Annotated in this window: 21 protein-coding genes and 1 pseudogene; 17 read left to right on the forward strand and 5 right to left on the reverse strand. The window is 47.4% G+C overall.

Annotation, left to right across the window (positions count from 1 at the left end):
- The first annotated feature begins 169 nt into the window (after positions 1–169).
- From EDM52_RS23325 to EDM52_RS23350, 6 genes are all read left to right on the forward strand, one after another.
- Positions 170–1123, forward strand: coding sequence for an aminoglycoside adenylyltransferase domain-containing protein (locus tag EDM52_RS23325; protein ID WP_122911299.1), 954 nt, complete (start codon positions 170–172; stop codon positions 1121–1123).
- 132 nt (positions 1124–1255) lie between these two features.
- Positions 1256–2446 (forward strand): ABC transporter substrate-binding protein, encoded by a 1191-nt coding sequence (locus EDM52_RS23330; protein ID WP_122911300.1) that lies wholly within the window; start codon positions 1256–1258, stop codon positions 2444–2446.
- A 95-nt stretch (positions 2447–2541) separates the two neighbouring features.
- A complete protein-coding gene (locus EDM52_RS23335; RefSeq protein WP_122911301.1) occupies positions 2542–3408 on the forward strand; it encodes a branched-chain amino acid ABC transporter permease in 867 nt (288 codons plus the stop codon).
- 17 nt (positions 3409–3425) lie between these two features.
- The gene (locus tag EDM52_RS23340) at positions 3426–4382 is read left to right on the forward strand and encodes a branched-chain amino acid ABC transporter permease (RefSeq protein ID WP_122911302.1); all 957 of its coding nucleotides are present in this window, start codon (positions 3426–3428) and stop codon (positions 4380–4382) included.
- Positions 4382–5143 (forward strand): ABC transporter ATP-binding protein, encoded by a 762-nt coding sequence (locus tag EDM52_RS23345; protein ID WP_122911303.1) that lies wholly within the window; start codon positions 4382–4384, stop codon positions 5141–5143. Before EDM52_RS23340 ends, EDM52_RS23345 begins: the two co-directional genes overlap by 1 nt.
- 1 nt (position 5144) lies before the next feature.
- Positions 5145–5861 carry an ABC transporter ATP-binding protein gene (locus tag EDM52_RS23350; protein WP_122911304.1) on the forward strand — a complete coding sequence of 239 codons (717 nt, stop codon included), beginning with the start codon at positions 5145–5147 and terminating at the stop codon, positions 5859–5861.
- A 332-nt stretch (positions 5862–6193) separates the two neighbouring features.
- Here the strand turns inward: EDM52_RS23350 and EDM52_RS23355 are convergent, their stop codons facing one another.
- A complete protein-coding gene (locus EDM52_RS23355; RefSeq protein WP_245997349.1) occupies positions 6194–9220 on the reverse strand; it encodes a hybrid sensor histidine kinase/response regulator in 3027 nt (1008 codons plus the stop codon).
- Between the two features lie 282 nt (positions 9221–9502).
- A pseudogene (locus EDM52_RS23360) lies at positions 9503–9718 on the reverse strand (SDR family oxidoreductase); the annotation flags it as partial.
- Between the two features lie 57 nt (positions 9719–9775).
- Between EDM52_RS23360 and EDM52_RS23365 the strand changes: the two are divergent.
- The gene (locus EDM52_RS23365) at positions 9776–10141 is read left to right on the forward strand and encodes a TetR/AcrR family transcriptional regulator (RefSeq protein ID WP_183185327.1); all 366 of its coding nucleotides are present in this window, start codon (positions 9776–9778) and stop codon (positions 10139–10141) included.
- 112 nt (positions 10142–10253) lie between these two features.
- Here the strand turns inward: EDM52_RS23365 and EDM52_RS23370 are convergent, their stop codons facing one another.
- Positions 10254–11279, reverse strand: coding sequence for a YkvI family membrane protein (locus tag EDM52_RS23370; protein ID WP_122911306.1), 1026 nt, complete (start codon positions 11277–11279; stop codon positions 10254–10256).
- Positions 11280–11397: 118 nt separating this feature from the next.
- Positions 11398–12882: a TRAP transporter large permease subunit gene (locus EDM52_RS23375; protein ID WP_338068344.1), complete on the reverse strand. Its 1485-nt coding sequence runs from the start codon at positions 12880–12882 to the stop codon at positions 11398–11400.
- A gap of 161 nt (positions 12883–13043) precedes the next feature.
- Here EDM52_RS23375 and EDM52_RS23380 point away from each other — a divergent pair, with 161 nt between their 5' ends.
- From EDM52_RS23380 to EDM52_RS23390, 3 genes are all read left to right on the forward strand, one after another.
- Positions 13044–14363 carry an AAA family ATPase gene (locus EDM52_RS23380; RefSeq protein WP_415783106.1) on the forward strand — a complete coding sequence of 440 codons (1320 nt, stop codon included), beginning with the start codon at positions 13044–13046 and terminating at the stop codon, positions 14361–14363.
- Positions 14364–14375: 12 nt separating this feature from the next.
- Positions 14376–16088 (forward strand): vWA domain-containing protein, encoded by a 1713-nt coding sequence (locus EDM52_RS23385; RefSeq protein WP_122911308.1) that lies wholly within the window; start codon positions 14376–14378, stop codon positions 16086–16088.
- 116 nt (positions 16089–16204) lie between these two features.
- Positions 16205–17368: an MFS transporter gene (locus EDM52_RS23390; protein ID WP_122911309.1), complete on the forward strand. Its 1164-nt coding sequence runs from the start codon at positions 16205–16207 to the stop codon at positions 17366–17368.
- Positions 17369–17460: 92 nt separating this feature from the next.
- Here the strand turns inward: EDM52_RS23390 and EDM52_RS23395 are convergent, their stop codons facing one another.
- Positions 17461–18336, reverse strand: coding sequence for a 5'-3' exonuclease (locus EDM52_RS23395; protein WP_122911310.1), 876 nt, complete (start codon positions 18334–18336; stop codon positions 17461–17463).
- A gap of 243 nt (positions 18337–18579) precedes the next feature.
- Between EDM52_RS23395 and EDM52_RS23400 the strand changes: the two genes are divergently transcribed.
- The 7 genes from EDM52_RS23400 (at position 18580) to EDM52_RS23430 (ending at position 24176) form a co-directional block, all read left to right on the forward strand.
- On the forward strand, positions 18580–18777 hold the full coding sequence (locus EDM52_RS23400; RefSeq protein WP_122911311.1) for an alpha/beta-type small acid-soluble spore protein: 198 nt from the start codon (positions 18580–18582) through the stop codon (positions 18775–18777).
- 277 nt (positions 18778–19054) lie between these two features.
- Positions 19055–19312: a hypothetical protein gene (locus tag EDM52_RS23405; RefSeq protein ID WP_122911312.1), complete on the forward strand. Its 258-nt coding sequence runs from the start codon at positions 19055–19057 to the stop codon at positions 19310–19312.
- Positions 19313–19401: 89 nt separating this feature from the next.
- A complete protein-coding gene (locus EDM52_RS23410) occupies positions 19402–20280 on the forward strand; it encodes a M23 family metallopeptidase (protein ID WP_122911313.1) in 879 nt (292 codons plus the stop codon).
- A gap of 15 nt (positions 20281–20295) precedes the next feature.
- The gene (locus EDM52_RS23415) at positions 20296–21111 is read left to right on the forward strand and encodes a GTP pyrophosphokinase (RefSeq protein WP_122911314.1); all 816 of its coding nucleotides are present in this window, start codon (positions 20296–20298) and stop codon (positions 21109–21111) included.
- 72 nt (positions 21112–21183) lie between these two features.
- On the forward strand, positions 21184–22431 hold the full coding sequence (locus EDM52_RS23420; RefSeq protein ID WP_122911315.1) for a D-alanyl-D-alanine carboxypeptidase family protein: 1248 nt from the start codon (positions 21184–21186) through the stop codon (positions 22429–22431).
- A gap of 148 nt (positions 22432–22579) precedes the next feature.
- Positions 22580–23500 (forward strand): glycosyltransferase family 2 protein, encoded by a 921-nt coding sequence (locus EDM52_RS25350; protein WP_245997352.1) that lies wholly within the window; start codon positions 22580–22582, stop codon positions 23498–23500.
- A 16-nt stretch (positions 23501–23516) separates the two neighbouring features.
- Complete coding sequence (locus EDM52_RS23430; RefSeq protein ID WP_245997354.1) at positions 23517–24176, forward strand: glycosyltransferase family A protein; 660 nt, start codon at positions 23517–23519, stop codon at positions 24174–24176.
- The last annotated feature ends 41 nt before the right edge of the window (positions 24177–24217 follow it).

A 24217-nucleotide genomic window follows, 5' to 3' on the forward strand; every position in this document is an offset into this window, starting at 1 on the left:
TGGGTAGCCTCCTACCCGATTTTTCATGTTTTGTTCTTCCACTGCGTGTGAATTGGATTATAATGGTAGGTGGCATCGTCGATAGGAAGCCTGCTTATCATCCGGATTTGCTTGAGACAGAAAATGTCGAGATCAAGGGCATTCACGCCAGAAAGGCAGCGTAGAAATAATGGAAACAAAAGGCACCATTTCGATCGAAGGATTCAACCTGGGCTTTTCCATGGAGGGAGAGGGAATACTCGAGCGGACACAATCCGATGCTGGAAGAACCAGAGACGTTTTTCAGGCATCTCGTCTATTGGATCAAGGAAGGATCAGAGTCATGAATCAAATACCAGTAGGCGTACAAAAGATTTTGCACGCTTATTTTGAATGGTTTGAAAGGGAACTGCCAAACTTGCTTGAAGCCTTTCACGTATATGGGTCCATTTCGATCGGAGCCTTCCAGGAGGGAGCAAGTGATATCGATTTTATTGCAGTGATAAAAAGAAAATGGACAGAAGAGGAGAGCATTCGGATAAAAAAACTTCATAAAAGCATTCATCGAGCATTTCCAAGTGCGAGTCTGGACGGTTTTTACATAACGAAGGAATCGATGGAAGGTTTAAAACAAAAAGCCCAGCCATGTTTTTCGTTTCGGGACGGAAACTATCAAGGAGAAGAGGTATTTCACCAGCATTCGATTGACGCTTACCAGCTGGTTACCTACGGAATAACAGTAAAAGGAAGCGACCCTCGTACGTATGGCCTGTCCATCGATTGGGAGCTGTTACATCAATTCCTGCGAGGCAATCTGGATTCCTATTGGGTGAATTGGGTACGTCGATGTGAAAGGTTTCCCTCGCTCCACTTTGTGGGAATGTATATGAGTCCAAAAATGATCGAGTGGGGAGTGCTGGGAATATCGAGATTGTTTTATTCTTTTCGCGAAAAGGACATTGCTTCAAAGCTAGGAGCGGGAGAATACGCTTGTAGTCATGCACCAGAAAAGTGGAACACCATCCTGAAAGAAGCGATGCGAGTACGAAGGGGAGAGTCTACATCCTATTACACCTCGCCTATCACAAGAAGAAATGATGCCTTGGGATATATGAAAGAAATGATACAAATATGTAAAAACTAGATGATTCTTGGGTTTGATTGCATTCTTACTTCAATTAAGCTCAATGAAAGATTGCGTTTTATGTAAGTATACCTTAGAATAACTTCATGTTTGAAATATTAAGAAAGATTAAAAGAAGTGGGAGGATTTTTCATGAAGGGGAATAGTATTTCCAAATCATTACTTTCCGTACTGTTGGGGACAAGCTTGCTAGTAGGCTGTTCCAGCGGAGCATCTAATCCGAGCAGTACCGGAGCAGCGCCAGAGACAAACAATGCTGCACCAACTGAGAGTGCTGGTGAATTCACGGCAAAAATTGGTGGCGTATTCATTTTGTCTGGTTCCAGCGCTGCTTATGGAGAGGCCCAGAAAAAGGGCTTGGATTTGGCTTTGGAAGAGCTTAATGAAACGAACAAGGGCAAATTGAAGATCGAAATCCAATATGAAGATACTGGCGGGAAAAAGGAAAGTGCGATCAACTCCGTGAACAAATTAATCAACCAAGATAATGTTGTCGCCATTATCGGACCAACCCTGTCTGGTGAAATGCTTGCAGCGGGTCCTGTTGCCAACGAAGCAGAAACTCCTATATTCGGGATTTCCAACACGGTAGAAGGCATCAATGATATTGGCGAATTCGTTTTCCGCAACTCTTTGCCAGAATCAATCGCGATTCCAACTGCTATGAAACAAGCGATCGAGAAAAAAGGCTCGAAAACAGCAGCGTTTATCTACGCTGAAAATGACGATTTCTCTGTGTCAGGTTTCCAAACCATGAAAAAGACTGCAGAAGAAATGGGTCTGCAAAACCTGGGTGAGACTACTTTCGCGATCGGCGACGTGGATTTCTCCGCCCAATTGACCAAAATCAAACAATTGAACCCTGATGTACTGTTGGTATCTGCTCTGTACAAAGAAGGTTCGATGGTAGTGAAAAAAGCAAGAGAACTGGGCATCAACTCCCTGATCGTAGGCGGAAATGGTTTTAATAATCCGAAAGTATTTGAAATTGCTGGACCTGCCGCTGAAGGACTGATCGTAGCGACTCCATTCAGCCCGGAGAAACAGGATGAGAAAGTTCAGAAGTTTGTAAAAGCGTTTGAAGCAAAATACGGCTCTAAACCAGACCAATTTGCTGCACAAGCTTATGACAGCCTGTACATCATGTCTCAATCCTTGCTCGCTGCAGGAACCGCTGATCGCAATGCTCTGCGCGACGAGCTGGCAAAACTGAAGGACTTTGAAGGTGTATCCGGAAAGCTTTCGTTCGATGAAGGACGTAACCCAATCGGCGACGCAGTTGTCGTTGAAGCGAAAGATGGAAAGTTCGTACCGTTTGAATAAGCAGAAAAATAACTCTTATTTCAAACTAGAGGGATTGCCTGAACGCTATCGGGCAATCCCTTTCCCAGCATTTTTATGAAAGTAGGTGAAGGAACGTGTTTTTGCAACAACTTGTTAACGGTTTGACCGTCGGCAGTACGTATTCGTTGATTGCCCTCGGTTATACGCTGATTTTCGGTGTACTGGGCATTATTAATATGGCACATGGTCAGGTGTTCATCTTTGGTTCTTTCGTCGGCCTGATCCTGATGACGAGCTTTGACATGCCAATCGCAGTGGCGTTTATCGCCTCCATCGTCGTTTCGGGGATTCTTGGACTTATTCTGGAGTTTACGGCGATGCGTCCATTGCGCAAGAAAAATGTTCCTCACTTGGCTTCACTGATCAGTACGATTGGATTTGCCACGCTGCTGGAAGAAGGAATGCACAAACTTTTCGGCGCGGATTCCCGTGCGTTTCCTGATACGGTGGGAAGCACGTCATTTCAGCTAGGGGCTGTTCAAATTCGTGCGGTAGATCTCATTATTCTGGGGATTTCCATTATTCTGATGGTGGTTCTGCACTTCTGGATCAACAAGACCAAGGTTGGTAAAGCAATTCGCGCGACAGCTGAAAATACGGAAACTGCGAGTGTGTTGGGAATTAACACCAACATGGTGATCGTAACGACTGTCGTACTTGCCTCCAGTCTGGGGGGAATTGCGGGCATGCTGATCGGGATGACCTATTCGGCATTGATTCCCACGATGGGGATGACGCTCGGCTTTAAAGGCTTGGCGGTATTGATCTTGGGTGGTGTCGGCAGCATTCCGGGTGCGATGATATGTGGTCTGATCCTGGGGGTCATTGAAGTCTTTACGGTGGCTTATGGTGCGTCTTCCTATCGTGACGCTGTAGCATTTGGTTTAATCATCCTCATTTTGCTGATTAGGCCGCAGGGCTTATTTGGCCGCAAAGCCTAGAAAGGAGTTGATTGAGGATGGATTTTTTGAATCCTTATAATTTACAGGTGATTACCTTTATCGTATTAAACTGCATTTTGGCGATCAGTATTTTCATTACGTTGGCCACTGGACAGCTCTCACTCGGTCATGCCGGGTTCATGAGCATTGGCGCGTATACATCGAGTATCTTGAGTAAAAATGCAGATATGCCGCTGTTTATTGCCATTTTGGCAGGTGCGCTGATGGCTGGGCTGATCGCGCTTTTGATCGGTGCTCCGACATTGAAATTACATGGACTTTACCTGGCAATCGCAACACTTGGATTTGGTGAAGTGGTTCGCGTCATCTTGTTGAACATGAAAATTACGAATGGAGCATTGGGAATTACCGGCTTGAAATCGCTGGGTACGTACTTGTACGACTGGGAAAAGATGCTCGGGATTACCGCACAATCGCTTGGAGTTACGGTTCCGGTCATCAAGTCGCTTTCAACCTTGGTGTTCATGCTCCTCCTCTTTCTCCTTATATTGTTCCTGACTCTACGCTTGAACTCGTCACGTCTGGGACGCGCATTTGAAGCGATCCGCGCGGATGAGACTGCAGCGAGAGCGATGGGAATTCAGGTGAACTATTACAAAATGCTGGCCTTTATCATCGGCTCTGTTTTGGCAGGCTTGTGTGGTGGATTGTTTGCCCACATCACGACAGCGATTACGCCGAATGACTTTAACTACCACAAGGTCGTGGAGATTCTCTCCTTCGCTGTAATCGGCGGAACAGAAGTAGTCTGGGGTGCCCTGTTCGGAGCGATTGCACTCACGACGTTGCCTGAGGTGCTGCGTGGTTTGGCCGAGTACAAAATGATTTTCTACGGTGCTATCATGGTTCTGGTCATGGCTGTTCGACCACGTGGACTGATCGGCTCCGATACCCTGCAGAAGCTGTTTCGTCGAAATAAGAAACACAATGATCAGCCGAAAGGGGTGGAATGATGTTGTTGCAGCTTTCACATGTCGGAAAAACCTTCGGTGGGATTAAGGCATTGAGTGATGTCAGCTTTACTGTATCAGAAGGCGAAATCGTCGGTCTGATCGGGCCAAACGGTGCTGGAAAAACGACGATTTTTAATATGGCAACCGGAATCTTTCCACCGACGAATGGAACGATTACCTTTGCCGGTCAACAGGTCAATGGCATGGCGCCTCACAAAATTACAGAATTGGGCATTGCCCGTACCTTTCAGAATATTCGCTTGTTCGGGCACATGTCCGCGCTGGATAACATCCGGGTCGGGTGTCACACTCGATCGAGTGCTGGATTCTGGTCATCCTTGCTGCATACACCACAGCAGCGCAAGGAAGAACAAGCAGTGATGGAAAAAGCAAGGCAGCTGCTCGACTTTGTAGGACTGACTCACGTTGCGGATGTACGCTCTGACACGCTCGCTTACGGACAGCAACGCCGCCTGGAAATTGCCAGAGCTCTAGCTGCAGAGCCAAAGCTTTTGATGCTGGACGAGCCTGCTGCCGGGATGATCGAGAGCGAAACAAAAGATTTGACCAACCTGATCGAAAACATTCGCTCGATGGGTATTACCATTCTTCTTGTAGAGCACGACATGGGATTGGTCATGAATTTGTGTGACAAGGTCGTGTGTATTAACTTCGGGGTCAAAATTGCGGACGGTAAGCCGCAGGAAGTACAAAACCACCCTGATGTGATCGAGGCGTACCTGGGTAAGGAGGACGAGTAATATGCTTAGCATTCGCGGGTTAAGCACTTCATATGGTCAGATCAAAGCCATCCGCAATCTCTCGCTTGATGTAGAAGAAGGTAAGATTGTAGCGTTGATCGGGGCGAATGGAGCAGGGAAGACGACAACCATGAAAACCATCGCTGGATTGCTCACACCTGACCAGGGTAAGATCACCTTCCAGGGACAAAGCGTCGACGGATGGAAGCCGCACAAGCTGGTACAGGCAGGTCTTTCGCTGGTACCGGAAGGCAGAGCCATCCTTGGACAAATGACCGTATTGGAAAACCTGGAAATGGGCGCCTATCAGCGCAATGATCAGGCAGGTATCAAGGACGATATGGAAAAAATGATGACCTGGTTCCCGATCTTGAGAGAACGGCTGTCCCAATTGGGCGGGACCATGTCAGGTGGCCAGCAGCAAATGCTGGCAATCGCGCGTGCACTGATGTCGAGACCCAAGCTGCTTCTTTTGGATGAGCCTTCGATGGGCTTGGCTCCTATCGTCGTCTCCGACATTTTCCGGGTGATCAAGCAGATCAATCAAGAAGGAACCACTGTCCTGATCGTCGAGCAAAACGTGAAGCAAGCGTTGAAAATCGCAGACTACGGATATGTTTTGGAAGCGGGACAGATCGTGTATGAAGGTTCAGGGGAATCCTTGCTTACAGATGAAAAGGTAAAAGAAGCTTACTTGGGTGGAAGAAAGCACGAGTAAGGGATCGCAAAAAAGCTCAAACACACCGTTTGGGCTTTTTTTGTACTATCGGAAAGTTTAAGTGCGCTAAAGCGCTAAAAAGATTAGCGGAAGATAGTATAAGTGCAACTAAGGCTCCGCCAAAAGCTTGGCGTAGCCAAGTTTTCTAATCGCTATGCAAACGGCGTTTCTGTCGATATAACCACTGATGTCTCTGAACGCATTGTGGGCTGTGGTCAGAAACGACTATTTTGATATACCGATTACAGACTGTAACAAGACTCAACGCGTTTGGTTACCCCATATCAAGCTGCTTTGCATGTAAAAAAGGTGGAGTCTACCTCCACCCTTTTTTAATGATGAGCGCCCAGGTTCTTTTTAGTAATCAAAAAGGATACTGTTGTGCCTTTGCCCAGCTTGCTCTCGATCGTAAGACCCGTTCCATAATGCTGTTTCAGGCGACGATCCGTATTCAACAAGCCTATACCAGAACGCTCCCCTGGCTGTTTGTCTAAAATATGCTTAAGCTGTTCCTCGTCAATCCCAACACCATTATCTGTAATGCACACTTCGACGTCCTGGCCACGATCTGTGATTCGGATACGGATCTGTCCACCCTCCACACGTTTTAAGATTCCGTGAATGACTGCGTTTTCCACCAGGGGCTGTATCGTAAGGGGAGGGATGTCCAGCTGTATGTGGTCATCCACTTCCCAAACGACCTCAAGTCGTTCATCAAAGCGTTCCTTTTGTATGTATAAATAAGCACGAACCAGCGTTAATTCATTTTCTAGCGGGGCTACTTTTGCGAAATTTTGAAAATCAATGCTTAGGCGCATATAATTGGACAGTTCCTCCATCAGGTCATCCATTCGGTCTATGTCCATTTTGCTCAATGCCGCGATGGAGTTAAACGTGTTCAGAAGGAAATGCGGCTTGATTTGAGCTTGCAGCCAGGCAGCTTCCAGGCGCAATCGCTCATTGACCGACTGCTTGAGATTGGTAAGAGATGACACTCTTGCCTTTAACTCCGTCGCATTCATGGGCTTCGTCACGTAGTCGTTGGCGCCTAACCGAAAACCCGCTTCTATATCCTCATCTCGGTTGCTAGCAGTCAACAGCAGTATTGGGAGCTCGGAGATAGAGAAGCGCTCCCGAATGCGAGAAGTCAATTCATAGCCAGACATGTGAGGCATCATCACATCTGTAATGATTAAATCCCACTCCCGCGAGTCGAGGAGAGATAAGGCATCGGTACCGCTGGTAGCAGTGAAGATCTCATAGGGTTCTGTCGCAAAAATACTCACCAACACTTTCAGGTTGACCGGATCGTCATCGACCGCCAAGACACATGTCCCGTCAGAGGAAGCTGTTGACTTTATTGCTGTATGCGAGTCATTGGACGAAGACGTGGCACTGACTTCCTCCAGACTCGTAGCTTCTTTCAACAGGTGATTATCCTCAACCTCCGGCAGGCTGGAAGGAGAGAGCGGTAATGTAAAAGTGAAAGCAGAGCCGTGATGTGGTTTAGAGCTGGCTACCAGAGTTCCTCCGTGCATTTCCACCAATTGCTTGCAGATGCTTAACCCAAGACCCAAGCCTCTTTCTACGGATGTGAATGGCTGATCTGCCTGTTCATACGGCTGGAAAACACGCTCCAGTACCTCATCATTCATGCCGATTCCCGAGTCAATCACGGAAATACTGACCCAATTGTTGTGAATCGATGCACGAATGGCTATTTCGCCAGAGTGTGAGTATTTTACCGCATTGTGTAGTAGGTTGAATAAAATTTGAATGATTCGATTTTCGTCAGCCAAGACCAGAGGAAAGTTTCTGGGAATCTGGTTGACGAACAGGATGGGTTTACCTTCCGTCATGTGTCGAAGCATGTCAATGACAGATGCCGTGACGATGTGAATAGATATCCGCTGAGACTGGAGAACAATCCGATTCGTCTTCAGTCGTGCCGAGTCCAGCAGATCATTAAGTAAATACGACATACGTCTGCCAACTGTAATGAGCATGTCCAAATCTTTGGCGCTTTTGGCTCCAAGAACATTTTTATCACGATCCAAAACTGATTGCGTGAGATTCAACATGCCATGAAGCGGATTGCGCAGTTCGTGTGCGACAGTAGCTAAAAAATCGTCTTTGTCCCTATCTGATTGTTGAAGCTTGGCTGTCAGCTTCTGAGATTCTTCCAGGATGTTAAAATATTGTTTAAACCAGTAAGATGCAAACAAGATCATGGCCAGAATGAGATCAAAAGGATACGAAAAAATATCTACATGCTGCCTTTCTATAATGAATAGCCAAACTAGACTATTCATGGAGGCGATGATGGCCAACAGCAAAAAGATATTGTTTTTGTCAATTTTCGAAGTCGTCCGGAACATGACAATAGGTGCCAGGAAGCAAGGGATAGCCATCATCACCAGGTAGATCGGATAAAGCTGCACACTGTAGCTCAGAGGCAGTGTCAGGATGGACAAGGCAGATATTCCGCTTATGATGGCATACACAAAGAAAACCTTCGTGCGAATAAAGGTGGGCAGCAGATGGCGAAAACATTGAAACAGAAAGTAGCCTCCGCCTACCACCGTCAAATGTACAATCTTGACACTCCACTCATAATTGAATGAGATCCATTCATACAGAAGTCGTTCGCCGTCCGTCAAAGTGGCCAGTATGACACAGATGATCATCATAGAAAAGTGGAAGATGCGAGTATCCCGCTTGACGACGAAAAACAGAATAAAACCGTAAACCGCATGAATGATATAGGCAACAACCGCCAGGCTCACCAGATTATTAGCAAAGCTCACATATTGATTCAAGGGTCCCACCAAACCAAAGTCTATCGAGTTAACGATACCGCCACTCCTGGTGTTGTCAAAGTTCGCTACATGAATGACAAGCTCAATTTCGCGCCCATTTTCCAGAGTATAGTAAACGGTAGCTGGTTTATCTAGTGGGGCATAGCGCTCTTTATCTTCAGCAGGCCGTCCAGTTTGTGATTGCAGCTCTCCATTTATATAGATTTCCGAGGAGGTAAGAATCCTTGGGACCCGAAACCCAAAAGAGTTCCCTTTTTCAGGATCGACCAGAATGCGCAAGCGGTACGAGCCGTACCCGAACACTTGAGGAGTATCTGGTTGAAGGGAGTGGTTCCACTTGCCTGGCACCGTAATCAAGCCTCTTTTGGCTTGAAGCGAAACATGATCCTCATTATTTTGCATCAGCAGCACATTCGGATAAAACTCCCATTCGCCGTCCAAGGATAGGGAATGATCATTGAACGCATCCCAGTCCCGTACATCCAGTACACCTTGGGCAGCAAATGGATGTTGCGGAGATGTATAGAAATGAAGCCACATGAAGCGAAAGGCAGTAAGAAATGCCAAAAATAGGGCAACGATGAGTATTATTTTCCTCTTAGTTATCATAACGAGCCTATTTCGACAAGGTTCCACAATATCCTTTTGAAAAAGGGAATGACTCTTCGCAATAGTGGATTTTTAATGAGGAGAGCTTTAGAAGAAAGCGTATACGAATTATGAGGTTCCCATCAGTAGTGAATGAACAGACATCCCACAAAAAAACCAAACTGCTTCAATCCTCGTCGGATATAAGCAGTTTGGTTTTTTATATAAGTGACCTTATTTTGCTGTTACACCGCCGTCAACCGGCAACTCGATACCTGTAATGTGGCTAGCTTCATCCGAGGCCAGGAACAAGATGGCATTCGCTACTTCTTCTGCCTTTCCAAGGTTTGGCAGCGCGATTTGTGACAGGAAATAATCCTTGTATAGTGCCATCGACGGAGCGCTCATCGGTGTCACGATATACCCCGGATGGACAGAGTTCACACGAACCATGACACCGAATGGAATTCGTGAACAGAAAAAAATAACCGCTATAGTAGTATCGTTTTGACTGCTGAAAAATTATTCCTGGAGAGCGGGCTCGATTGTGTACAAATGCAAGATATCGCGGATGCTGAGGGGATTGGCGTGGCAGCCTTGTTTCGATATTTTCCGAAAAAGGAACGACTGATTGTTGCGGTGGCTGTCAGCAGCTTGGAGAAAAACGTAGAGCATTTTAAACGCATTGCGAATGGGAAAGGCTCTTTTTATGAGCGCTTGGAACAGGTATTGGATTTTCTCATGGGGGATCATACGGAGCAGATCAGCAAGTCCGCCAAATTTCGAGAAGCATTTGAAAGCTATGCCTCCTTTGCCAAAAATCCGTTTGACGGTATCGAGGATTACATAGAGATCCAGAAAGTGATCGCCTAAAATTCAACAGCGCATGTAAAAGAAATGCTGCTTTCGTATTTGCGTCCATAGTATCCATTCCATAAAATAGATGCAGGCTGCTCCCTGGAAGGAGTCCCTGCATCTTTTCGATTTATCGAAGTCGGGAGGGACCTGGCCAGCTGAGTCGGAGGAGGGTAGCCAGACCTAAATAACCAAAGAGCGGATACAAAAACATCAGCAGCTCTGAATACCCAACGAGGCAGAGCAGTAACGCAGCGCCAAAAAGGAACAGGTATAGCCGTGATTCCTGAATCTCAAACAGCTCGCGTAGCTGCTGGCCAATACCGAACACGTTGGAGATCAGCGTGGTGAAAATTTCGGAAAACATCACGAAGACCAAAAACAATTGCAGCCAAGCATCCCATTTGTCCGTCACGAACAGGATAGGGACATCCAGCAAGCGAACCTGATTCCAGTTGGCGAGAAGGGAAGAGTGGACGATCAGCATCATGAAGCCAAGTCCGATACCGCCCAATACGGCGCCACGAATCAAGACAACGGGCTCTCGAACGGAGTAGCCAATGGGAATGAGGACCGATTGTGCCATTGCCAGGTTAAAGGAGACGTAGAGGATGGTTTTCCAAAGAAAATCGTAATCACCGGGTGGTTGAGTGGAAAGTGGAGAGGTGTCGTAGCCGTCGAGCAAAATGAGCAGCGAGAAGACCAGCATGGCGGGTACAACGATCGAGTTGACGACCATGAGCTGCTCCAGACCTTTGCGGAGAACGAAAAGCGCAAGTACGGCTGTCCCCACAATTCCTGCGAGGTAAGGGATCTGGAATTGTTCCTCCAGCACTGATCCTGCACCAGCAAGCATGACCGTGGTAACACCAAACAGGGTTAAAAAAACAAGGACATTCATGGCACGCCCCATGATGTTTCCAAAAAGGCGCTGGTTGAATGATTCATACGAAGGTGTCCGCATCTGATGGGCAAGCCACATCATTTTGTAGCCCAACCAGACAAACAGTACACTTGCCAGCAAGATCCCCAGGGTTCCTGCGTGACCGTACGCCGTAAAAAAGGCAACAATCTCTTGTCCACTTGCAAATCCCGCGCCTACAACTGTCCCGATGTAGGTAGCAGCGATTTGAATACTTTTACCCCATAATTTCATGACCAGGCCCGTTCCTTTCTGAAAGGATTGTACTAGAAAGTGTATGAGGCTTGGTCAAAAACAGAAGAAAAAAGTCGGATGAACTGTTGTACTCATCCGATTTTTCTTTCCAACCGTTCTACAGCAAGAACATGGCAAAGATAGTAGTGACCAGTAAGCCAATGACAACCGGATACAAATTTCTTCTCGCCAACTCAAACGGATCGACTCCGCAGATCGCGGCAGCAGGGATCAACGCCCAAGGAACAAGGGTTCCGCCGCCAACCCAGATTGCAGCGATTTGACCTAATGCTGTCAATGTAGCAACTCCAGAGCCTAGAGCTGTGGCAAACAACTGGGCAAGCGAGCCTGCAAGCGTGATGCCAGAGAAGCCGGAGCCGTCCAGACCAGTAATCACCCCGACCGCTGTCAAAGTCAGAGCGGCGACTTCCTTGCTCAGTGGAATGGTATGCGCCAGAGCTACGCCTAAGTCGTTGACGATTCCATGCGAGCCCTGGGGCAGCACTTCTCCAAGTACGGTGTTAAACCCGCTGTCTCCCATGTAAAAGAATGCGGCGATCGGGATGACGGGTCCAAATACTTTAAAGCCAAACTGAAATCCTTGGATCAAATGAGTGGTTACCTGCTCCAGCCCTTTTTGCTTGTGCGCGAGCATCGTTGCGGCGATCAAAATCAACAGAGCCGTTCCGCCTACAAGTGCAGTTGCTTCACCACCGCGCAAATCAAAGACAAACATCGCGACGACGTCCAGGACAAAGAGAATCGGAACCAACGCTGCCAACGTTCTTTTAATCCCCGGAGCAAGCGGTACTTTTGCGGAGGAAAAGACGGAGCTTGTGACAGGGTTGTGGGAGGCAGGTGCGATCATTCCGTTTTTCATGTCTTTTCGCAAATACCAGAAGGCAACCACAGTGGTTACCACGCCCATCACAATGACGAGCGGAATACTGGCAGCGATGACATCATTGACAGGAATGCCTGCCGCTTTTGCTGTCAGTGATGGAGCCCCTTGGATCACATAATCGCCCGATAATGCAATCCCGTGTCCGAACAGGTTCATGGAGACAGCTACCCCTATCGCCGGCAGACCAGCACGTATGGCAACCGGAAGCATGACAGCACCGATCAGGGCAACGGCAGGAGATGGCCAGAAGAACCAGGAGATGACCATCATGACGATACCGATTACCCAGTACGCGAGAGTCGCATTGCGAATCAGATGGGTCATTGGACGAATCATTGTTTCATTGACTCCCGTATCGGTCAAGACATGACTCATCGCTACGATAATACAGATGACCAGGATGGTAGGTAACAGTTCCGTGATGGCATAAATAAAGCTTCCGAAAATTCCTCCGACTGATGCAATCACAGAGCCGGTTGCTGTCAAGCCGAGGAAGGCGATGCCGATGATGCTGATCAAACTCGTATCGCGACGCAAAACCATCATGAGAATAATCCCGAGTACGAATAACACATAAACCCCATGAGTCCAGGCAAGTTCAATTCCCATCTGGTACCCTCCTTTGTCTGTTTTCCGTTGCGTATCTCTTTTGCCATCAGAATATGCGGAGAAACAGACGTGGGTGAGCGCACAGATCAGATATTCAAGTGGTGTTGAATCGGCAAAACTGGCATTTTCATCCTCAGTATGCGACTATAAAAAAAGCCTCTGCTGACGCTTTATCCTATGGAGCATTTTGTACGTAATCATGAACCAAAAGGGGGAACGGCGCAGTCGTCACATTTTTGCGAAGTGTCGACATGCCTACTGTGATGCATACACCAGCACCTACACCCATTCAACGTAAAATGGATCAGGCGATAGAACTCCTCGAACGCCGTTTTCTGGAGCGCAGTGAATTGATTCGTCTTCTCATGTTGGGCATGATGAGTGGAGAGAATGTATTGCTCGTCGGACCACCAGGCACGGCAAAATCTCAGCTCGCTCGCGGAATCGCCCAGCTGTTCGGCTCTGAGCACTGGTTTGAATATTTGTTGACTCGATTTACCACACCGGATGAAATCTTTGGACCTGTCTCCTTGCAGCAATTGAAGCAAGATCAATATGTACGAAAAACAAACGGTTATTTACCCAGTGCCCAATTTGTATTTCTCGATGAAATATTCAAAGCAAACAGCGCGATTCTCAACGCTTTGCTCTCCATCCTGAATGAACGCATCTACTTCAACGGGAGAGAAAAAGAGACGGTACCCATCCAGTTTTTGATTGCAGCATCCAATGAGCTCCCAGAAGAAGACGAGCAACTGACAGCGCTGTACGACCGCTTCCTAATCCGCTATGAAGTAGAATATCTAAAGCACGCCTCCAGCTATGAAAAAATGTTGACACTGCCAACGGCACCGCTGCCTGTCGTATTTTCACTCTATGATGTCCGCGATATTCAAGAGGCAGCTGCGAAAGTAGAGATCTCTGGTCCGCTGGTCTATTTCCTGTTTCAGTTGAAGCAGAATCTGGAGGAAAAGGAGTACCAATTGTCTGATCGCCGGTGGAAGAAAATCGCCAATGTATGGAAAACCTCCGCTGCCATTCATGGGCGTGAGCAAGTGACCATCTGGGATACGGTTTTCACGCCCCATTTGATGTGGGACGTTCCAGAGGATCTTCCCGTCATGCGCGAGCTTTTCGAGCAGCAATTTACAGAGATGTTGAAAGCCGAACTGGAAAATGAACTTCCTCTCCGCCATTTTTCACAGATAGCGGATAAATGGAAAGGGAGAGAGTCAGAGCTCCATGCGTTTCAGTTCAAAAAGGAAGTTGGGGCCAAGCTCGGCAAGGAAGCGCTGGAGCGGAACAGACATCTCCTTGAAGAAAGTCGCGAGCAGCTGACACATGCTGCTCAGGATTTGCGCAACAAACTCTTGGAATGGTTGAAGCGGGAAAAAGACCTGCAGGCGTATATCCTGGAGAAGAACAGACTCATTCATCACGTGGAGAAGTACACCGTCAAATTCGCTTATTTGCGGATTGAAGGTGAACGGATCTTGCAGCAATTGCAACGAACCTACCGCACGGTCTTTGATCAGGATATTCCCGGCACGGATTACGATTATACGCGCTAAGGAGTGAAGGGAATGATTGTTCGCACCAGTCAAGTTGATCGCTATCTGTTTGATCAATACCTCTCATCCTCCGTGACAGCCCAGGAATGGGTCGAGCAAGCGCATCTGTATGCTTCCTGGTTTGATCTTGAGCTTTTGGGTGATTTCTTCTTCGTTTTTTTCCTGCCCAAACCCGAAATCGATCAAACCGAGGAGGCAACACCGTTCCATAAATGGCTCGTTCAGACACTCATGAAGCAGTATTTTACGAAAATGATTCATCCCAGAACTGTCGGACAGGAGAGTGCAGCCTTTAAAACGGCTATTAAAGCATTGCTGTGGCTGACGGAGTCTTTTGCAGAAGAAGTAAAAAAGAGAGAGCAGGATCAAAAGCTCACTCCGATGATGGCTGGCTTGACCGACAGAAAGGGACAGGAAGGTCAAGAGCAGGCACAGGTGTCTGAGCTGTTGAACGAAAAGCAATTGGCACGCTTGCAGCTGGTTGGCTATACCTTGCAGCAGGGAAAGCGCATGGTCGAAGAAAAGCAGGACGCACGCGATACGAAGCCTCTCGTGGAGGCAGAGATTCGCGCCTTGCAAAATCGGATCGAAGAAATGCGTGAAGAAATGCGGGTACAGTTTACCCGTCGGACGAAGCTTCTGCAAAAAGTAAAAAAGCTGGAGGACGAACTGTCACAGCGCGAAAAGCAGTTCGAGCGCTTAAATCGACAGGAGCGGGAGGCCATCAACGCCTTTGAACAGGAGCTGGGTCAGTGGCTGGAAGCGGGATTGAAATCCTCTTTGTCTCAAGAAGACGTAGACAGCCTGCTCGTCGAGGATTTGATTGAGGCAAGCCAACAATTTGCGAACCGTCGCTGGGGACATGACTTGGGCAAGCTTCGGCGGCAAAGCTTTGAACAGTATTTGAAATGGGTGGAGAAGCTGAAGCGACACCCGGACCTGATCGGGTTTATGCTGGAGGTCGGACGAAACGTTCACCAGTTTCGAGTAAAGAGAAAAGAAATACGCAAGCGGCAGATCCCGGAGGAGTATTACGATCTTAGGCAATCAGCAGACATCGCACGGATGCTTCCCGGCGAGGCGGTGCTATTGGCTGATTCCGATTATGAGACATACTTTTTTCTCAAGTGGATGGATGAAAAGCTCATGACATACGATACCACAGGCTGGGTAGAAGAGCCGCCAAAAGGACCTGTCATCTGCATGCTGGATACTTCACATTCCATGCGAGGCAGCAAGCTTCGGTTGGCACAAATCTTTGTCATGACCTTTGCTGCCCTTACGATGCTGGAAAAACGCGACTTTGTGCTGATCTTGTTCGGCGCGAAGGGAGAGCTGCGTGAACAGCTCCTGTATCATAAAAGACCGGATTGGCCAGCGTTTTATGGACTCGCCCAAATGGCTTTCGGCGGAGGCACTCATTTTGATGCGCCCATCAAAAGAGGGATGGAGCTGCTGGATCAGCATAAAGCGTTTCGCGGCGCTGATTTTGTCATGGTAACAGACGGGATCGGCAGCATCTCTTCGTATGTACAGGAACGTTTGGCAGAAATGGGTAAGCAAAAACAGCTGCGCTTGCACAGCTTGATTATGGGTTCTGCGAGACAGCATCTGGTACAAACCTACGATATATTAGGTGTCTCCCATCAGGTTCGCTTTGCTACGACGTGGGAGACAAAGGACGAGGCAAACACGGGAATGTTGCTCGATGTTTTTCAAGCCTGACCTCAATATGGCTTCGTTTTCGTGCAGATGGGGATAGAGCAGTCCAGTGATCCATGTTACAATAGCCAGGTTGAATCAAAACCATCCTATGGAACACGTGAGGGATCAATACGGCTATGAGTGCACCCAATTTATTGCGAAGCTTTAATTTTTTGTATTTCTCCATGCTGGCGATGTTCGTTGCGTTTCTTCCCGTTTACCTGGATGAACAGGGTTTGAATCCAGCGCAAATCGGCTTTATCATCGGTACGGGTGGATTCGTGACGATCATCACTCAGCCGCTGTGGGGAATGATCAGTGACAAAACGAAAACAATCCGTAAAATGCTACTGATCCTTTTGCTCTTTTCAAGTCTTTTCGGCTATCTGCTGTATGACTCAAGCAGCTATCTTCCGCTTATCGCGTTTGCCATGCTGCTGTATTTTTTTCTGATGCCGATCGACCCTTTGACAGAAAGCTTGAATTTTTCCGTTTCGGAAAGGTACAAAGTCAGCTACGGCTCTATTCGTACTTTTGGTGCGTCTGGCTACGCCGTATTTTCTCTGGTCACCGGCTATGTCATGTCCTACTTCGGTGCCAACAGTCTGGCCATTCTTTTTGCAGCAATCGGACTTATCAGCTTTTTTATCAGCTGGAATATGCCTGATGCACCAGTGACGGGAAAACCGGTTACCTGGAGCAGCCTCAAGCAATTTTTGAGCAACAAAGAGACCTTGCTGTTTCTTTTGCTGGTCTTTATTTGTTCAGTCCCTACGCGTATGAATGATACGTTTCTCGGCGTATACATTCGGGAACTGGGAGGGAGCGCCGAGCTGGTCGGCCAAGCCTGGTTTTTAGCTGCAGGTAGTGAAATTCTTGTTTTTGCTTTAAGCTTTTGGTGGATGCGCAAAGGCAAGGAATTGATCTACATTTCCTTTGCAGCAGCGTTTTACTTTATTCGGTTTTTTGCTTCTGTTTGGATCTCGGATCCCCAGATGCTGGCCTACGTCCAAATCCTGCAGGTGCTGACCTTCCCGATCTTTTATTCGGCTGCTATCCAATATCTGTACCGGATTGTTCCTGCCGAATGGCGAGCTACAGGGCAGACTGTTCTGGCACTGCTGTTTTTTGGAATCTCGGGCATTCTGGCCTCTTACTTAGGCGGTGCGATCTATAACACGTTTGGTGGGCAGACGCTGTTCTTGTTTATATCCGCTATTTCCTTTATAGGAATGCTGTTCGGTCTCGTCCTACTTCGAAAGTACGGGAATAGAATGAGTGATCAAGAAGAAGCTGTGTAAGCAAGCTTTGCGCCGCAAACAAATGAAAGCCCCCTAGGGTATCCAGTCTTTGGATCTCTAGGGGGCTTTGTTTGTTTACAACAATCGGTTTCTTACAAGACACGACTTGCGAGTGTGCGTCCAAATTCCAGCTCATCAAATTTTTCCTTGACGACTGCAGAGTCATATTCCCATTTGGCTGCATCCAATGTGTAATCGATCGGTACATCGCGAATGATCGTAGCTAGCTTTTGGCTCAAATAGACCTGATCGCGGTGGTCTTCCAGCTTGCTGCGCATTTTCGGCGTGCAAGCGGTTAAGTTAATATACAGGTTGTCCAAATTTCCATGCTCCGTGATCAGCTTGGTGGCTGTTTTTTCTCCAATGCCCGGGCAGCCTGGAATACAGTCGGATGTATCCCCCATCAAGGCCTTCACGTCCACGACTTGCTCAGGGACGATACCGCGCAAGGCGAGCAGGCTTTGTGGGGTGTAGTGCTCGTGCTTGCCGCCATTTTTGAGGATTTTGACACTGACTGCATCCGAGACGAGCTGCAGACTGTCATAATCTCCGGAAGCAATGACGACCTGGTGTCCTTCTTGGGACAGCTGGGTACTCAGAGTTCCTAAGATATCATCCCCTTCAAAGCCTGGACATCCCAGATTCGGGACTGCAAATGCGTCTGTTACTTCCTTGACCAGGTCAAATTGGGGAATCAGCTCTTCGGGAGGGGCTTGTCGATTGGACTTGTATCCATCGTACCATTGACTGCGAACCAAGGATTCGCGTGAGGCGACATCCCAGCCCACGACCAGGTGGGTTGGGCGAACCAGGTCGGCGTAGTCCAGCATCATTTTTGTAAATCCGTATACAGCATTGGTATAGACGCCATCAGCGGTCTGGCGATAGCCGCCTGTCCAGGCTGAAGCGTAAAAAGCGCGAAATAAAAAGCTCATACCATCGATGAGCAGGATTTTGGATTGATTCACAAAGCGCGTCTCCTCTCGTGTCCAAGCTTACGCAAACATTATAACACAAAGGGTGAAGAGAGCTTTGTCAGATTTTACATGTCAAGTGAAGCGCATGGATCTTTCGTACTGAGGGATGATAGTACCACAAGAGGTGATCACCTCATCTCTTGTAAAACAAATCTCCTGGTCTCAACAGGTGAGAAGCGAAGCGGGCGGTTCAATTCCGTCACAGGAGAAAAAACGCGTTGGGAGGAATCAATCATGGCGAACAACAACGGAAGCAGCAACAACCTGGTAGTTCCTCAAGCGAACCAAGCTCTTGATCAACTTAAGTACGAGATTGCAGCGGAATTCGGTGTAAATCTCGGACCAGACACCACTTCCCGCCAAAACGGATCTGTTGGTGGAGAAATTACAAAACGTCTGGTAAGCTTTGCAGAACAACAACTGTCCCGCTAACAGGCGGAACAAGAATTACAGCTGCACCAGGTTTTCAGCGTAATGTCCGTATGATTGGCATTGCTTACAACCGAATACTTGGATGCACGAAAGGGGTTCCATATGGAGCCCCTTTTCTTTGATTTCCTCCAGTCATCCCTTTCATTGAGTGTTTCCTAGCACGCGCCCTTTTCAACCAACAGGGTGCAAACGCACAAGCACATTCGCGGACTAGTCATATGGTGTAACGAACAGATATCTATCCTGTTTGTACCTCGGAAAGGAGCGATGTCCGCGGATGAAACGTAAAGAAGTGAAACGCCTTCTACGTGAACACCCTGAATTTGAAGCGTGGCTGGAAGAAGACGCTTCTCGAGTCAGTACCATTAAAAGCAATCCAGGAGCGGCTGAAGATTTGTTTAAGCGCTGGTCGGACCGAAAAAAAGGGCGTGTAGATTTTCACACCATTTCGCAAAAGACGAAAAAGGCTAGCGAGATGCTGACAGGCGTTCAATCCATCATGGATATGATGGCGGATTATACGAAGAAACTGTAAATGGTGGGAGAAGGCTAGCTGTACAGCCTTCTTTTTCTTTTTCAATTCCCTTCCACTTTTGTTATACTGGAAAACGGGAGGGAGCGCACATGTTACAATCTATGGTCAATTTCATGTTGTTTGCTGCCATTGCACTGGGTTCAGGGACAAGCTCTCTGGCTCAAAACGTAGTGGACGAAGTAGGGATGCAGATCCACCAACAGCAGGTCCCAATTGCTGTGACGCCTGCTGAGACATATCCGGGAGACGTTATTTTTGTACGCAGCAAGCAAGCCAAGGAAGTTACGCTCTTTTCTTCGACGTATTCGTTGAAGCCCTCCCAGGGAGAGTACGTCCGGTTTATTCCCATTCCATTCAACGCAAAACCAGGGACGTATCAGGTAGAATCATCGGACAAACGACTTTCAACGCCATTGACAATCAAAGCGAAGACATTTGCTGTCGATTCCATCACCGTCAGCAACCAGATGAATAGCATGCGCCAAGACACAGCAAGAATCAATGCCGACCAGAAGAAGATCGATGCGGCGCGTTCACAATCTTCACCCGTTCCATACTTTAGTGAACCGTTTATACAACCGACTACAGGTCGCTTGACTACCCCCTTTGGCTATCAGAGGGTGGTGAACGGCGTTCCTGCAAACCGGCACTCCGCGATAGACATTGCAAACAAAACTGGGACGCCGATCATGGCCAGCAACGATGGCAAAATTGTGCTGTCTGAACCCATTTACTTAACAGGGAATACGATCATCATTGATCACGGTCTAAACGTTTTTTCCATCTATGCACACATGTCCGAGCTGAAAGCGGAAGTGGGACAGGAAGTAAAGCAGGGACAGGTGATCGGTCTGATGGGAAGCACCGGTTTTTCGACGGGACCCCATTTGCATTACGGTATGCTGATCGGGAATACGTATGTCAATCCGCAGCCGTTTTTTGACGCTTCGCCCTTCCTCTGGAAGTAACCAGGAGGTGCTTTTATGAAAGCAACCCATGTACCAAGCAAGGTACTCAATAATATGGTTCATTTTCTGGCTCCGTACGAGCAAGCCGTTGATGAACTCAAATTAAAACTAAAGGGAATCAAATACGGCTTTCAAAAAAGTGGCCGTTATTCCCCTATTGAATTTGTTGTTGGACGAGTCAAAAAAGTCGACAGCTTGATCAAAAAAGCAAAAGAAAAAGGAATCGATTTTCAAAATGAGCAATGGCCGAATCAAGTGGCGCAAGAAGTGAATGACATCGCCGGCCTGCGTGTCGTATGCCGATATGTAGATGATGTGCGAGAAGTTCTGCAGCTTTTGCAAGAGCGTGAGGATATTGTCATTCACGATATCAAGGACTACATTGCGACACCAAAGCCATCCGGCTATCGTAGCATCCACATGATTGTTTCCTATACGGTCTATCATGGGAGTGACAAAATTACGCTGTTTTGCGAAATACAAATCCGTACCCTGGGTATGAACTTTTGGGCTACCAATGAGCACGAGCTTCGCTATAAGTATGCGGGTAATATTCCGCAGGACGTTTTGAAGCAGCTGAACCAAGCTTCTGTCATCACCCATCAGCTCGACGTACTGATGAACAGTTTGCGTCAGGAGATTTTGACTCCTGCACCTGTGGATATGAGTCTTGAGGAGCGGTTGGAAGAGATTTTTTCGCTGTATGTGAAACAAGACATTGATGCTGCTGCAGCATTATACAAAGAGCATGTTCATGGTTTTGAAGAAGCATTCCGGGATAATCCGAATTTTAAAATGATCCACGATCTATTAGGCAAACGCTTGGGGTAAAGCATGATGAAAAACAAAATAGCAGGTGAGAACCGATAAAAAGTGACTCGTAAGGAAAGGATAAACACTATCATGCGACTTTTACTGGCGAACCTTCTTGTTGTGGTCATTCTTTTGTGCGGCCAAAGTTTACCGGTGGCTTATGCGGAGGGAGAATCCTCCTCTGCATCCCTCGCTCTGAGCGGGGAATCCGCTATTTTAATTGATGCAAAAACGGGACAAGTCCTTTATGAGAAAAACCCTCATGAAAAGCTGTTCCCTGCCAGTATCACCAAGATTGCAACTGGAATCTATGCGATCGAAAAAGGCAACCCGGATGATATCGTGACTGTCTCCAAAAATGCCCGATATGAACAGGGAACACGTGTGTACCTCGCTGAAGGCGAGCAGGTCACGTTGAAAAAATTAGAGTACGGTCTTTTGATGCACTCGGGCAATGATGCAGCGACTGCGATTGCAGAGCATATGAGCGGTAGCTCGGAAAAATTTGCTGAAGAGCTGAATCAGTTTTTACAAGAAACCATTGGAGTCAACGAAACGCATTTTACCAATGCGCATGGGCTGCACAATCCTGAACATTACACGACGGCTTCCGACATGTCCAAAATTGCTGCTTACGCGATGAAAAACCCAATCTTTCGCGAGATTGTGGGAACCAATCGCTTGCCTTGGGACGGTGCAGAATGGAAGTCTGAGCTGATCAATCACAATAAATTGATACGGGATTACGAAGGGGCAACCGGGATTAAAAACGGTTTTACAGATCAAGCCATGCATACGCTGGTGGGGTCTGCCAAACGCGGTGAAACCGAATTCATTGCAGTGACAATGAAAACCGGCTCCAGCAACTACGCCTACAAAGATGTTACCAAGCTTCTTGATTACGGCTTTGAACATTTTGAGACGAAGCAAGTGTCTGAAGCTGGCGCCATCTATACGAACACGGAAAACACGGAAAACGATTCACCTGTTCGTTACAAGACCACAAAAAACTTGTTTGCGACTATACCGATCGGGGAAGAACCCGAAATCCATGTCTCAGCAAATGGAAACTTGGAAGTGACAGCCGGATCACAATTCATTTCCTATCCACTCGAGCGAATAGCTCCACCCGTACAAGCAAAAGCAGCATTGTCTGCATCGAAAGCTGCTGAAGGTGAAGGATCATCAGGTCCCGGACCGTCTTCAACGGTCTATTACGGCCTGTTGTTTGTCTGGCTGGGTCTGAATATGTTTTTGATCAGCTATACGGTGGTTCGGTCACGCAGAAGGAGAAATATTCGACGACGGGATGATTGGCAACGCAGAGCTTACGAATGACGAAAAAAGGTACAAGGCGATGAACGAACCGTCGCTTTGTACCTTTTTTCTTGCCTGAAGAAATAAGAGATAGAAGCCGTGTCCATCAGGCGCGTCTTTGCGTACAGTAGAAAAAAGGATGACATGGTGCCGCGGGGAGGAGTGGAACATGAATCAAATCGATGTGTCCGTTATCATTCCAGCTCGCGATGATAGCAGATGGCTTCACGCAATCATTCAAGAGATTCGCAGCATGGCTCAATCAGCAGAAGTCATTGTCGTTTGTCATCAGCCATCCCCTGCTACCATGGAGCAAATCCAAAAATATGACGCAACACTGATCTATGCAGATAAAGCGATCACGTATGATGAGGGGCGAGGGATTGGAGCCCTGCATGCTTCTGGAAACGTCCTTTTATTTTTGGACGATCAAGTCGTTCGACCATACAAACAATTAGAGAAATTGCTCAAGCATATAGAAAAAGGTTCAGATATTGTACTGTCTCGTGATCTGAATCCAGCGTCTTCTGATCAAGTTCTTTCGCGAAAAATGACATACCATTTACTGAATCATATTGTACGAAGACAGGACCTTGGATCTGCTTCGTTGTATGAAGTCCCTTTTGCCATGACCCGAAAGGCAGTCGATCATGTAGACCCTATGCCCTTCATTCCGGCTGTCATACTTGTCGAGTCAATTTTGCAAAAGCTCACAGTACGTGCCATCCCCGCTATAGTCATGGAGAAGAGAAGAACAAACGCTGGACAGACGATGAACAGTTCATCGCAGAAAGTCCTGGATGAGCATGCACAGGCGATGAGTCTTTGGATGCAGCAGCGGGGGGAGCGAAACGGACTTTGGGATGGAGATCGTTATCGTCCTTTACTGCAGGTTTCAGGAAGTCTCCATCTGCGCTCCGTCTATCGTTCCCATGAGTGGGAGTTCCTGCAAGGGAGGGGTTGGGATGAAAAGAGGCGATCAAAGAAAGCAGCAAGCATCAAGAAAAACAGAAAACACGCACTGGTTAAAGGAAAACAAACAGCGCTTAAGCGTGATCATCGAGGTTCAACAAGACGAAAGAACCGTTAAGCAGGTGCTGGAGCAGGTGGCAAAGTTGTCGCCAAAAGAGATTATTCTTGTCGTGAACGGAAGCAGGGATTCCTCGATTGAAAGAATTCTCATGCATAAATCACCGATCATTACCTCCTATGTCTATGCATTTCCGCTAGGTCAGGATGTTTGGCGGTCGATTGGAGCCAGAGAAGCCAACGGAGATGTGTGGTTGTTTTTAAGTGCAAGCAGTGTCATTGCGGCAAGCGACTTGCAGCCCTTCGTAACGGCCTGCTATCAAGGCTTGGACATCTCCCTTCGCAAGACGGAGACAAGTGCATATTTGTCCACACGTAATGAGGAAGACATGGATACGGTGACATTAGCCAAAGCCTATCTGAATCACATGCTGGATCAAAGGGAAAAATTTACCTCCATGATCGATCTGCCGATTGCCATTACGCGTGAAGCGGCAATTCAAATCGGAATTCATCATTTACTCGTTCCACCATTGGCTCATGCCATCGCAGTAAACAAGAAGCTGAGGGTAGGGCAATCCCATCGGGTCAAAGAAGAAAAACGTCCTCTGAAGGACAATCGTTCTTCAGTGCGAAGAGAAGAGCGCATGAATATGCGTTTAGGGGATCATTTGGAAGCAGTCCACTATGTAAATCAAATGAAATCCGATCCCTCACCTTATAACGATCATTCCTAGCCGGTGTCCCTCTATGGGGCAGCGGTTTTTCTTTTAACAGA

Origin of the sequence: Brevibacillus invocatus, assembly GCF_003710915.1 — a bacterium.
Classification (GTDB): Bacteria; Bacillota; Bacilli; order Brevibacillales; family Brevibacillaceae; genus Brevibacillus; species Brevibacillus invocatus.

Excerpts from the sequence above, each read along its gene's own strand:
- EDM52_RS23325 (WP_122911299.1), top strand. The coding sequence starts at position 170 with ATGGAAACAAAAGGCACCATTTCGATCGAAGGATTCAACCTGGGCTTT.
- EDM52_RS23330 (WP_122911300.1), top strand. The coding sequence starts at position 1,256 with ATGAAGGGGAATAGTATTTCCAAATCATTACTTTCCGTACTGTTGGGG.
- EDM52_RS23340 (WP_122911302.1), top strand. The coding sequence starts at position 3,426 with ATGGATTTTTTGAATCCTTATAATTTACAGGTGATTACCTTTATCGTA.
- EDM52_RS23345 (WP_122911303.1), top strand. The coding sequence starts at position 4,382 with ATGTTGTTGCAGCTTTCACATGTCGGAAAAACCTTCGGTGGGATTAAG.
- EDM52_RS23350 (WP_122911304.1), top strand. The coding sequence starts at position 5,145 with ATGCTTAGCATTCGCGGGTTAAGCACTTCATATGGTCAGATCAAAGCC.
- EDM52_RS23355 (WP_245997349.1), bottom strand. The coding sequence starts at position 9,220 with ATGTGGCTTCATTTCTATACATCTCCGCAACATCCATTTGCTGCCCAA.
- EDM52_RS23370 (WP_122911306.1), bottom strand. The coding sequence starts at position 11,279 with ATGAAATTATGGGGTAAAAGTATTCAAATCGCTGCTACCTACATCGGG.
- EDM52_RS23380 (WP_415783106.1), top strand. The coding sequence starts at position 13,044 with ATGCCTACTGTGATGCATACACCAGCACCTACACCCATTCAACGTAAA.
- EDM52_RS23385 (WP_122911308.1), top strand. The coding sequence starts at position 14,376 with ATGATTGTTCGCACCAGTCAAGTTGATCGCTATCTGTTTGATCAATAC.
- EDM52_RS23390 (WP_122911309.1), top strand. The coding sequence starts at position 16,205 with ATGAGTGCACCCAATTTATTGCGAAGCTTTAATTTTTTGTATTTCTCC.
- EDM52_RS23400 (WP_122911311.1), top strand. The coding sequence starts at position 18,580 with ATGGCGAACAACAACGGAAGCAGCAACAACCTGGTAGTTCCTCAAGCG.
- EDM52_RS23405 (WP_122911312.1), top strand. The coding sequence starts at position 19,055 with ATGAAACGTAAAGAAGTGAAACGCCTTCTACGTGAACACCCTGAATTT.
- EDM52_RS23410 (WP_122911313.1), top strand. The coding sequence starts at position 19,402 with ATGTTACAATCTATGGTCAATTTCATGTTGTTTGCTGCCATTGCACTG.
- EDM52_RS23415 (WP_122911314.1), top strand. The coding sequence starts at position 20,296 with ATGAAAGCAACCCATGTACCAAGCAAGGTACTCAATAATATGGTTCAT.
- EDM52_RS23420 (WP_122911315.1), top strand. The coding sequence starts at position 21,184 with ATGCGACTTTTACTGGCGAACCTTCTTGTTGTGGTCATTCTTTTGTGC.
- EDM52_RS25350 (WP_245997352.1), top strand. The coding sequence starts at position 22,580 with ATGAATCAAATCGATGTGTCCGTTATCATTCCAGCTCGCGATGATAGC.